This is a genomic window from Methanolobus sp. ZRKC2, assembly GCF_045291185.1.
Taxonomy (GTDB): domain Archaea; phylum Halobacteriota; class Methanosarcinia; order Methanosarcinales; family Methanosarcinaceae; genus Methanolobus.
The window spans coordinates 2,883,561-2,895,950 of record NZ_CP146980.1 but is presented as its reverse complement, the minus strand read 5'-3'; the positions used below and the strand labels follow the sequence as shown (position 1 = coordinate 2,895,950).

Here is a 12,390-nt window from a genome sequence, read left to right as displayed (position 1 = left end):
ATATGAATCAGGCTATTTAAGTGATTGCAGTTGTTTCAGAAATTCTGAAAAACAGCATCTACAAGGAACTTTGTTAATTGTAAGCTACGTGAAAAGTAAAAGTAATTATTTTTCCAAAAGATAGTTATGTCCCATGCTTCACTAACAAATTGACTGACGACGACAGACCTATATATTTCAATATCAGAGTAGAAGAGGGGAGATCGATAGTCCTTCAGGATTGAGTATTCACATGATCCGTGAGGGTGTTGTTGAAATGTATAGGATAAATTTTTGTTTTCACATCGTGAGATGGAATCATATTCACGGATACCACCATCCAGTCATTTCGGCATTTGATTACAATAGCTTATCCAATGGGACTTCCACCCGGATCACAATGAGAAATGAGGGGATATAATTGGTGGAAAAAAGGTCCATCATAGAAGAACTTGGCGAGGATGAATTGCTCCTGCCAGGACTTGTAAATGCGGCACTCATAGCAAATGACAGGATAAAATATTACTTTACCTTACTGCAAACAGCAAAAGCAAAGGCTGAAAATCCCGCTTCGGAATTTTCTGACCTGATGGTTGAAAGAATTACCGCCGGTGAAAAGGATGCATCGTTGGACAATGTGATCTCGTCATCCATTAAGCTTGATGACGGGAGATTCGTAATCCCCCAGTCGGACAGGATTGTCAACTCTATCTACGATTATGTAACAGAAATGATCCTTCCCTTTACTATTGCAGGCAAAAGTGAAGAAAAAGAGTTCAATAGGAGATTCAAAAAATTATCCACATACGTTCCTGAAGCGGAAACCGAATCTATTGGTGGCAAAGAAATATCCGGAATAACATCAGGAGACCGGGAACATAGCGACAGCATCCATATACTTGTGATGGACATCCACAAAGCTCTGAACAGGTTACAACAAGAGATAGCCGGAGAGATTATAGATGGTGCAAGTACGTACATGCTGAACAAAACCGACAAAAAACTCGTGAAAGCCTTTATGAAAGGACTTAACCGGACAGCACCCCTGAAGTTCGGCCACCCCGGTCTCGGGACAACGGCTACCCGAAGCAGCAGTAAATTGCTGATACAGAACGATATTGGGGAAACGGATGCACATGTGATGGTAATCGAGGTCCAGGGAATGAATGTCTCTATAACCTATACTGATGTTCACATGCCCAGATTGTTGTTCTTCCAGAGCCTCTTCGAAAACTACGGAGTCAAATGGGAAGATACGCTCTCAAAAAGTGGGGAAGAGAAATTCGAAGATAAGATATTCCATCTTTGCGTGGGAAAATACTCTGCCACGGACACGAACAAACTCGAAGGATTACTGGAACATCTCGGATCACGCATAGTTTTTCTTATAGACTGGAATAAAGCACGTAAACAACTGCGCAATTTTATGCGTAACAGGGATTGTATCCGTGTACTCAAATGGGCTGCCGACAATGAAAGAGGACACAGGGGTTTCCTGGTCCTGGGTGGAGCGCAACTCGTTTTCGAATCTCTGGAAATTGCATCAAAAATACCTATGCGATATGGTGAACCTTTGCACCAGGTCATAGGAAGAGAAAAAACTATGGAATTCTTCAGATGGGTTCTGGAGAAGTCCGCAACCGGCCTACTTGAAAAACAAACCCATCTGTTTATACAGGACGAAATCAAAGCGGAACTTCTCAGGTATTTCCATTCTGCACACGAGGACCTTATGGATCTCTGTTCCGAGCACGCATCCCTTATGGTTGAAATGGCCACCACAGTCCATGAATCCCTTTTGTATATCGAGTATGGGGCAGATGCCGACCTTATCAAAAGAAACGCCATAAGAGCAAAGAAATGGGAAAAGGATGCTGACGAACTGGTTAGCAGGGTCAGATCACTGTCTCGCAGGATAGAGGTGGCAGAGTTCTTCACAGGTCTTATAATAGTCGCCGATGATGTGGTCGATTACCTCGAAGAAGCAGCTTTTATGACTACTTTTGCAACCAGCGCTTTAAAATCAAAAAATATCCGTGCTTCCCTGTACACTATGGCCGAGATAGTCTTAAAAGGATGTCAGGCGTTCCTGAAAGCTCTCTATGCCTCACAGTACGTTACGCGCAGTTTTAACCAGGAAGAGATGCAGAATTTCCTGAAATCCGTGAACCTGATCTTCGATATAGAAGAAGAATGCGACGATGCTCTGCGCATGGCAAGGACCACTATACTGAAAGAAAGTACCGACTTCAGGGAAGCATATGTTGCTATGGAAATAGCCACTAACATTGAAGAGTCCACAAATTCACTGATGAAAGCAGCTTTTACAATAAGAGATAATATTTTCGAAAGTCTCAATCTGTGGGGAATGAGATAATGCAGGACAATACAGGACGTATGGTCAGGTTCGGCCATGAATACCGTACAGAGGCACCTGTGGAAAGTTTCGGCAAAAAAGCATCGATACTTGCCGAGATGTCTTCGTTGGGAATACCGATACCTCCGGGATTTGTGCTGAACGTTTCGGTATGTGAGGATTATTTCAGGAATTCACGGCAGTTGAGCCCGGATGTTCCGCAGTTACTAAGGAATGGTATATCGTTCCTTGAAAAAACTACGGGTCTTTCTTTCGGAAATGAGCGGAAACCACTGCTTGTATCCGTAAGATCCGGCTCAGCAATCTCAATGCCCGGTGCTATGGAAACCGTCCTCAATGTAGGACTAAATAACGATACTGTCAAGGGCCTGATAGCCCAGACAGGAAATCCGCGCTTTGCATGGGATTCATACCGCAGGTTGCTTGAAAGTTTTGGAAAGACAGTTTTTTCACACAACCCCGAACATTATTCTGATCCGCTTGGAGAAATTATGGAAAAAGAAGGTCTGTCTGAAGAAAGCGAACTTGACTTTGTTTCAATGAAATATCTGTCCAGGGACTACGAGCACATTTTCCATAATCTCAGCGGAAGAAAATTCCCGGAAGATAGTTATGAACAACTTGAACTTGCAGTTGCTGCAGTTCTGGAATCTTGGATGGGACCAAAGGCTCAGGAATATCGTAAGATAGAAACTAATGTAAAAGCCAGAGGAACAGCAGTAACAATCCAGGCAATGGTCTTCGGTAACAGAGGAATGCATTCCGGATCAGGAATCGCTTTTACGCGTAATCCCTGGTCGGGGGAGAATAAGTTCTTGACAGATTTCAAATTCGGAGTGCAGGGAGAAGATGTTGTTTCAGGTTATCAGGGAAGTACAACAAAAATTAATATGATAGAAGTGCTGCCCGACGTATACGCAGATCTTGTTAAATTCGGGAAGCTTCTTGAAGGACACTACCGGAACATGCAGGATATAGAATTCACAGTTCAGGAAGGAAAGCTATACATCCTGCAGAGCAGAAATGGTAAAAGAGCACCTTTTGCCGCTCTCAGGATAGCTGTGGATATGTATGAAGAAAGATTACTCGATCCGGAGAGTGCACTGGATCAGTTGGATGGAATTGACCTGGATGCCATAATAACGCAGGAAATAATCTCAAAGGATATGGCAATCGGAAAGGGCGATTCTGCATCGACGGGAATTACAAGCGGAATGATTGTCCTTTCAAATGATAAGGCAGAAAATCTCTCAGACGAAGGTATGCTGATATTTGTAAGAGATATGCCCTCCCCTGAAGATATAAAGGGGATAAAGGCATCCAACGGATACCTGACAGCCAGGGGAGCAAGAACTTCACATGCTGCTGTTGTTGCACGCCAGATGGGAAAAGTATGCATTGTTAACTGCACTGACCTGCACATAAATTCTAATTCCGAAAAATGCTGCATAGGCAAAAAAGAATTCATCGAGGGAGATATAATCAGCATTGACGGGAATTCCGGTTATGTTTACGAAGGAGAAGTAGAAGTAAGAACGGAAAAACCGTTGGAACTTCTTTCTAGGATAGAGGAATGGAAAAGGTTGTCCGGAAGAACATAGCATAATACGGGACATAAAAGATATGAAGGGTGTGAAGAGAAAGGAAGCATACTCCGGCGAAGCATACAAATGCAGCAGGCATCATAATACCAATAGAAAGCATATTTCATACTTTTTCTTACTGGTAATACACATGGATCCAAAAGAAAACTTTTAGCATAAGATTTTATCAAAATAAATAACATATCCAGCTATGCTGCCATATTTGCATTCAAGAATCAGACAAAATTTATGGCAAAAAATATCCAAACATACGCACTACAATATATTAAATGATATAATCAATTAAATATGTCTATTTCATTCATAATGTCTCAAAATACCATTTGAAGAGCGACGCTTGAACGAAAAGGATGCCGAAAAAGGCATCATTGTTGAAAGCAGGCAAAAACGCAATTATTTATCCGTTCAATCAATAGAACACTTGAACTCTTTTCCTGAAACTATCACAAGATAGTAGGTTGCTGCAAGAGTTACAATGAGAACACCCATTCCTACAAGGAACATTGGATCAGTCTCCTTTATGTCAATTATTAGTATTTTTCTAACTACTGCAGTAAGACCAACCAGTATGATGACATCAACATTCATTATTGATTCCTCCAGTACCATCTTAATCGTTTCAAGTAACTCTATTCCGATTATCACAATGAAGAAAAGGCCAAAGATATCAAGTATTCGATCAACATCAAGCAAGAATACAGGAGGTGTTACTAAATCGTACAGAATAATCCAACCGATCTCAACGGTAGCGCTCAGGATCACCAATACCATCATCAGTATAACAACCCAAACAATGAGACGTTGGAAACTATTGATGTGCTTCATTAATGTCATAGTAACAGAAACCTTCGTTTTAAATTTGGGATTTAACTTCAATCAATATCAGTGAACTATTCAGAGTAAACAAAGTTGTTCTTACTTAAAAAACTGTGGGTTTGAAACAGACTCATTGCTTCCTAATCCCTAATAGTTTAAACTATAGAGATTCCACAGAAAAGGAAGTTACTGAACCTGCAAAAGCAAAGGATAAAAAAAGTATACTCCTGGCGTAGGGATCAATCAAGAAAAAGAATCGTCACAGGAAATAATAACTCATCGTTAAATGAAAAAGATGACAACACGTTTTCCTTTTGTCCTCACTGCGGCAACAGATTCAATTTTCCGAACACATCCGCTTTCTGTCCGTTCTGTGGTCAAAAACTGACCGGATATGCAAGTTCAAAAAAATATAAACTATAAGACTCCTCCAAAATTCAATCTTAAATTCTATCACTGATATATTTTCATTACCCGGTGATAATTATTTATATAGCATGATTAATTATAAGAGAGATGATGGAAAGCTTCAATAAAATGTCACAGGCACTTCTTATCATTGCCGTGCTGACAGCTGTGCTTGCTTACGCACTATATCCTTACATCAATGCTTTTTTCGGAGCTTTCATACTCTACGTGTTATTCAGGCCAATGTATAGGGCACTTACATCCCACCTGAAGATCAGAGGCAGTATAGCAGCAATAGCAGTAATATGTTCGACAGTAATAATAATCCTCATCCCACTTTATGTACTCCTGACGATTGTTATCTTTGAAGCTCAGAACATTATAATGAACATTGATACGATTACGGCCTACATGGAATCTATTAATACTTACATCACCAATGTAAACCGTGATCTTCTACCAGTCGAACTGAATCTACAGGAAAAAATGCTTGAACTTGTAGCAAATGTTGCAAACTACTTCAGCGTACTTGTTCTCAATGCTATTCAGAGTGTAGGCAAAAGAATTATTGAATTCGTTATAATGTACTTTTTGCTCTTCTATCTGCTGATAGGAGAAAATTCAAGTTTCGCAAGAGATCTGCAAAGAGCTATTCCCTTCAATGAAGAGAATACCATGAAGCTTTTGAACGAATTCAAATCTCTTGTAAAGACCACACTGATAAGCACAGGCGTTATTGCAATCGTACAGGGAGGATTGCTGGCACTGACATTTACGATTCTGGATATTGAAGGCGCGATTCTCTGGGGTTTCATCACTGCTATCCTCTCATTCCTGCCAGTTGTAGGTCCACCTCTTATCTGGATACCTGCGGCCATATTCCAGTTTTTACAGCAGGATTATATTGGTGCAGCAGGAGTACTTATCGCAGGATTCGTATTAAGTTCAGTAGATAATTTCATCCGTCCCGCCATACAGGAAAAAGTAGGAAAAATACATCCACTGGTATCTCTCATAGGAGTAATCATTGGCCTGAACCTTTTCGGGCTTCTGGGTATTATTATAGGACCACTGTTACTGTCATACATTGTACTGATGGCAAGAATGTTTAATGAGGAATACTTGGCTCCAAAGCTTAACGTATCCCTCGAATATAAAGATGAGATTGTTGAAGAAAAGCCAAGTGTTAATTCCTGTGTAGAGTAAAGAATATTTTGTTTTCTTTTTTGTTTTTTGCCTGAAAGACAGCAGTTATATTGTGTCAATGTATCATTACAGTAGGCAATGCTATCTGAAGACGACATTGATGAACAGGGAAGTTCGGGGAAGAACATAAATTTCTGCAGCCTAGCAGAAGATACGGCTTCTTCCCGAAGAAGAGACATCCTGATTGCAGGACTCCTAGTACTATTCATAGTTGCGTGGTCTGTTTTCCTCCTATACTATCCACCTGAAGAGATAGTAGGGTTTTTAGGCCTGAACAATACCTACCTGGCCGTATTCCTGCTGGCAACCATCGGTGGAGTGTCCGCATTCACTTCAACATCTTTTTATACGGCGCTTGTAACGATCTCCCTGGGAGGAGTTAACACAATATACCTTGCTTTTTTTGCAAGCGTGGGACTCACATTGGGAGATACTGTATTCTACATTGTCGGGAAAAAAGGAAAGAACTGTATGGGTCAGAAATATGGAAAATACATAGACAAGTTATTAAGGTTTGTAGAAAAGGTTAGTGATAAGACAATTATAATGCTGATATTCCTTTATTCGTTAACACCACTTCCCAGTGACATACTTGCAATCGTACTTGCAATCTTTGGATTTCCCCTGAAAAAAATGATCCCTCCACTATTTATAGGAAACTTTGCACTCACCCTGATTCTTGCAGAGCTTGCAATATACGGATATCAACTGTTTTGATAATTAGAAAATACAATGACTGAAAGTTATAGCCATTAATTATTCTTTAAAATCGGAATCATAAAAGTGAAGTTGCTTCCCTTGCCAAGTTCACTTTCTACAGTTATGTTACCTCCATGAAGTTCGACGAACTGCTTCACAAGAGAAAGACCAAGACCCGTTCCGCTATGATGCCGGGACAAATCTGAATTTATCTGACTAAAAGGATTAAACAGCTTTTTCTGATCCTCTGAAGATATACCTATGCCCGTATCGATAACTGATACTTGCAGCATATTATCCTTTTCACATGCCCTGATCTTTACCAGCCCGTTTTCCGAGGTGAATTTCATAGCGTTACTGACAAGGTTGTAAAGTATTTGCTTGAAACGTACTTCATCAGCACATACTGACATGTTTTCTTTCTCAAGGGAAATTTCCAGAGATATGTTTTTCTTTTTTGCGACAGGAGATACGATATTTCCAACATTTCCAAGAACCTCGCTTACCTTGAAATTCTCGTAATTCAACTCCATCCTTCCGGATTCCACCTTCGAAAGGTCCAGTATGTCGTTGATGAGTTCCAGAAGATGCTTTCCACTTGCTGAGATATGATAAAGGGACCTATCCTGTTTATCGTTAAGCTCTCCGAAGATACATTCCAATAGCATGTCGGAATAGCCAATTATCGCGTTAAGAGGAGTCCTGAGTTCATGGCTCATGTTTGCAAGGAATTCACTCTTTGTCCTACTTTCCATCTCAGCAGTCATTTTTGCATTGAGTAATGCTTCCTCCGCATTCTTTTGAGCAGAGATATCCTGGAAGTTCTCCAGTATGTACATTTTTCCATTAATAGTGATCTTTTTGGCGTTCTTCAAAATAGGATTTTTCCTACCATCCTTACATTTGATAGCCGTATCCATGCTCTGGAAGCCATGCTGACCTCCCACCCACACAGGACACGCCTTTGAAAGTGAGCCTTTGGGACACAGAATATCACACGGCTGTCCCACAAGTTCTTCTCTAGTGAATCCCGTTATCTCAGAAGTGCGATGATTCACATCCTCGATGATATAATCGGTCCCGATGATCAGGGTTCCACCGGGCATATTATCATAGAGAGTTTGCAACCTTTCCTCACTTTCCTTTAGTGTGATCTCCGCCTTTTTGTTTTCTGTGGTGTCATGGATATTGTATATCACCTTGGAATCTTCACTAGCATCAATGTAAGAGGTTGAAACAAGAACGTGCCGTAGCTCTTTTGAACCTCCGGGCAGCATACGTGTAAATTCCCCCTCCCTCTTGGAAATACCTGTACCGGCCATTATAGTTTCTATTGCAGTACTTTTGAAAATACACTTCCCGCATTCTTCATTGGTACCACATCTACTTCCCTTGAATGAATTAATACAGGAAAATGCTTCTCCTGCCCTCAAACCGATCATATCGTCTTTATTTTTTCCCGTAACGTCAGCACATGCACTGTTTATATTTTCGACGATACCGATTTTGTTGACCAGTAACATTGGCGTAGGTGCAAGGTTGAAAATTGAATGTAACATGTTTTTTTGTTTTTGCAGCTCAATTTCAGCCTTTTTACGTTCAGCAATATTGCGGGAAATCCCCAGGAAAAATTTGAAATTCTTCTTGTCATCGAAAACAGGGTTTATATTCAGTTCAGTCCATACTGTTGAACCATCCTTACAAGGCTGCTCTACTTCGATTATGCATGGAGTATTTGGCAATATGCCTTTTTTAAAGTTGTTGAAAAAAGTCTCAAGTATGCTATTCATGAGTTCAAGCGACTCGGGAGTTAGTTTCTTTTCCAGAGGCAGATGGATCACTTCTTCAGGAGTATAGCCTCTTAGTTTTTCAACAGAAGGGCTGAGGTAAAGAAACTCTCTTTTTTCATTTAATAACCATATGACATCGTTAGCATTCTCGGCCAAAAGGCGGAATCTTTCTTCACTTTCCCTTAAAGCATTTTCCACACTTTTGATTTCGGTAACATCAGTAAAGAAAGTGACAAAATGTCCATTCTCAGGAGAATACGCATGGATATCGTAGTAGCGGCCAAGTTCGGGAATATGTTTCGAAAAACATGCAGTTTCACCTTCAAGGGAGACCTTCCCATAAATATCAATAAGGTTAGTATCCTTCTCAATGCCCGGGAGCACTTCTGTAACTCTTCTACCGATTATTTTCTTTCTATCAAGCCCGGTGAAGAACTCAAAAGAATCGTTCACTTCAAGGAAAATGTAGTCTATTGGTCTGCCATTGTCATCTGTCACGATCTCATGCCTGGCAAAACCATATAAAGGATTATTAATAGTGCTGGAATACCTGAATTTCTCTTTTTGCAGATCAGCTTGAATTTTTTTGATTTCAAAGAGTTTATTAATTGTATGACAGAGCTCAGCTTCACTAAAAGGCTTTTTCAGGTATTCTGCCAGTTTCAGTTTACCCAGTTTATCGAAAAATGCTTCATCAAGACATGAGCTTGTAAAAATCAAAGGAGTTTGTTCTTCTTCAAGCAAAACCACAAGCCTGGTAAAAAGTTCATTGTGGCATTCATTCAGGGAACAGCAAATAATATCCGGTTCTTGGGTAGCAATGGCTCTTCCTATGTTCTCTTCAGAGGATAATACAGACACCGAGTGCCCCATACCTTCAAGCTTCTTCCTGAAAACACTGCCGTTTTCACTGCATTCGAAAAGTAATACATTCAACATTATATTTTTTCCAACCAAGCCCTAGAATAATACTAGAGTTAATAGCACTACTGAGTATATACACTAATGCATATAATAATATGTTGATATATTAATGATATATTATTTCTATAAAAGTTACAAATCATTTAAATTAGAGAGATTGTCATCTAAGACGATCAAAAAGAAAAAAGATATCAGTTGCTTAATAAAAATTCAGAAAAGAAGGAGCCTGCATACAGGCAATAACAGACAGCAACAGAAAGGATTACAGCCCATCCACGAATGCTTCTATCCTTGCAAGTGCCTCTTCGATATCCTCTTTAGAGGTTGCGTAGGAGCAGCGTAAAAATCCGTCACCAGCTTCGCCAAACACATTGCCCGGAATCGTAACTACTTTTTGCTCGAAGAGAAGACGCTCTGCAAACTCTTCGGAATTTAAGCCAGTGTTTTTGACACTTGGAAATGCGTAAAAAGCACCTTTGGGTTCGAAACAGTCAAGACCGATCTTGTTCAATCCGCTGACTATAAGGTGCCGCCGCCTGTCATAGTCACGCACCATCTTTTCCATTTCGGAATTGCCATTGCGCAGGGCTTCTATGGCCCCGACCTGAGCGATAATAGGTGCACATAGCATGCAGTATTGGTGGATAAGCATCATAGCAGAGATAATCTCAGGAGGAGCCAGAGCAAACGCCAGTCTAAAACCAGTCATTGCATACGCCTTAGAAAAACCATTCAACAATATGGTCCTTTCACGCATTCCATCCAGAGAAGCAAAACAGGTGTGTCCACCGTTATAAGTAAGGCAGTCATAGACCTCATCGGATATCACCATGATGTCATGTTCCGCAACTACATCAGCTATGGCCTCAAGGTCTTTTCGCCCCATGGTAGCACCTGTAGGATTATTAGGATAATTAAGAATCAAAGCCTTGGTCCTATCTGTGATTACCGCTTCAAGATCCTCAGGCAGTAGTTTGAAATTGTTCTCAATACCTGTCATTACCGGAACAGGCACTCCTCCCGCAAACATCACTGATGGCACGTAAGCAACATAGGAAGGCTGGGGTACAATGATCTCATCACCAGGATTTGTAATAGCACGGATTGCAACATCAAGGGCTTCACTAACACCGGAAGTCACAAGTACTTCAGAATCGGGATTGTAAGATACGCCATATTTTCCAGAGAAGAATCTTGAGATCTCCTCGCGAAGTTCCAGAAGACCATAGTTAGAAGTATACGATGTCTCTCCACATTCCAGGGAATGTATACATGCTTCACGAATATGCCAGGGAGTGACAAAATCCGGCTCGCCCACACCAAGGGATATCGCATCATCTATTTCAGAAGCAAGATCAAAATAGCGACGTATACCTGAAGGAGGTACCTTTCCCGTTACATCTGCAATGAATTTGGAAGGACGGCATGTTTTTCTCATACATCATACATCCTGCAGTTACAAGTTTCAAGCAGTTAAGGAGTGACAGGTAAACGAGTAACGCTTTCCTGTTCATGAAGGATCACTCCATCCTCCTTGTAGGTCTTGAGGACAAAGTGCGTTGTAGTATGCTGCACCTGATCAAGAGTGGAGATCTTTTCCGCAACAAAGAAAGCAACTTCTTTCATAGTCCTGCCAGACACAGTAAGTGATAGGTCATACTGACCTGAAAGCAGCCTTACAGACCGAACTTCAGGGAACTTGTAGAGACGCTCCACAAGAGCCTGATACCCGACACTGCGCTCAAGACTTACCTTCAGTTCGATAATGGCATATACATTCTCATCGCCTGCAAGGTCCCAATCGATAACGGTCTTATACTTCCTAATGATGCCGTTTTTTTCCATTTCCCCAATGATCCTGCTGACTTCTTCAACAGAAACACCGACAAGGGCTGCAATCTTCTCATGAGTAATCTTCGCATCCGCCTCAAGACATTCCAGAATGTGACGCGTTTTCATATCCATAATAAAGCAACCCTCCATAGAAAAATAAAAAAATAATAAAGTTTGAATTTATTCAATCAATACTGCGTTCACTACACCATCCTGACCGGGACGGCTTGTGATTTTGGCATCACCAAGAGCGGTCTTTACAATTGAACCTTTGGTGAGTATGTTACGCCTGACATAGTGCTCATTTGCAGCATTATCAACAACAGTCTCAATTGTTGATTGCTGGGTCTTCCCCTGTGCGTCAGTAACGTTCACGACGTTGCACTGCAAAAGCCTGACTTTTCTGTTACCGCCTGTTGTGGAAATGTTCTTCCTCTTGGTCTCGTTTACGAGTGTGTCAGCAGACTCACGACCTAACTCGTATTTTCTCTTACCACGTGCTGCCTTGATTTTGGCACCTGTATATGTCCTTCTGGATCTGCCTTGCCATTTCATGATATATCCTCTTAATTAGTGTGAAAAGTGAACTTGATTATGTTCTTAATCAAATATGCCTTATGGACGTACCTTTAATAATAAGATTCTATATGAACTTTTCGAATGACTTCACGACGGCCCTATGCTAAATAACACTAGCAGAGTTAGGAAACAGACCAATATTGCTGCACGCACTCATACATCCAAAGTAATTGAT

General features: G+C 40.8%; 9 protein-coding genes. 4 read left to right on the top strand and 5 right to left on the bottom strand.

The genetic code is table 11. From position 1 onward, the window contains the following. The first annotated feature begins 400 nt into the window (after positions 1-400). The gene (locus tag V7O62_RS13965; RefSeq protein ID WP_406656950.1) at positions 401-2,356 is read left to right on the top strand and encodes a hypothetical protein; all 1,956 of its coding nucleotides are present in this window, start codon (positions 401-403) and stop codon (positions 2,354-2,356) included. Next, positions 2,356-3,957 carry a PEP/pyruvate-binding domain-containing protein gene (locus V7O62_RS13960; protein WP_406656949.1) on the top strand — a complete coding sequence of 534 codons (1,602 nt, stop codon included), beginning with the start codon at positions 2,356-2,358 and terminating at the stop codon, positions 3,955-3,957. The genes V7O62_RS13965 and V7O62_RS13960 overlap by 1 nt, the downstream gene beginning before the upstream one ends. A gap of 408 nt (positions 3,958-4,365) precedes the next feature. On the opposite strand, the gene V7O62_RS13955 is transcribed toward V7O62_RS13960, so the two are convergent. Further along, positions 4,366-4,785, bottom strand: coding sequence for a phosphate-starvation-inducible PsiE family protein (locus tag V7O62_RS13955; RefSeq protein WP_406656948.1), 420 nt, complete (start codon positions 4,783-4,785; stop codon positions 4,366-4,368). Between the two features lie 507 nt (positions 4,786-5,292). Here V7O62_RS13955 and V7O62_RS13950 point away from each other — a divergent pair. Further along, positions 5,293-6,390, top strand: a complete 1,098-nt coding sequence (locus V7O62_RS13950; RefSeq protein ID WP_406656947.1) for an AI-2E family transporter — start codon at positions 5,293-5,295, stop codon at positions 6,388-6,390. Positions 6,391-6,468: 78 nt separating this feature from the next. After that, entirely contained in the window at positions 6,469-7,107 is a 639-nt protein-coding gene (locus tag V7O62_RS13945) for a VTT domain-containing protein (RefSeq protein ID WP_406656946.1), read from the top strand. A 35-nt stretch (positions 7,108-7,142) separates the two neighbouring features. Here the strand turns inward: V7O62_RS13945 and V7O62_RS13940 are convergent, their stop codons facing one another. From V7O62_RS13940 to V7O62_RS13925, 4 genes are all read right to left on the bottom strand, one after another. Continuing rightward, a complete protein-coding gene (locus tag V7O62_RS13940) occupies positions 7,143-9,818 on the bottom strand; it encodes a PAS domain S-box protein (RefSeq protein ID WP_406656945.1) in 2,676 nt (891 codons plus the stop codon). Positions 9,819-10,065: 247 nt separating this feature from the next. Further along, on the bottom strand, positions 10,066-11,241 hold the full coding sequence (locus V7O62_RS13935) for an aminotransferase class I/II-fold pyridoxal phosphate-dependent enzyme (protein WP_406656944.1): 1,176 nt from the start codon (positions 11,239-11,241) through the stop codon (positions 10,066-10,068). 35 nt (positions 11,242-11,276) lie between these two features. Further along, entirely contained in the window at positions 11,277-11,768 is a 492-nt protein-coding gene (locus tag V7O62_RS13930; RefSeq protein WP_406656943.1) for an Lrp/AsnC family transcriptional regulator, read from the bottom strand. A gap of 48 nt (positions 11,769-11,816) precedes the next feature. Then, on the bottom strand, positions 11,817-12,191 hold the full coding sequence (locus V7O62_RS13925) for a 30S ribosomal protein S8e (protein WP_406656942.1): 375 nt from the start codon (positions 12,189-12,191) through the stop codon (positions 11,817-11,819). Positions 12,192-12,390: the final 199 nt, after the last annotated feature.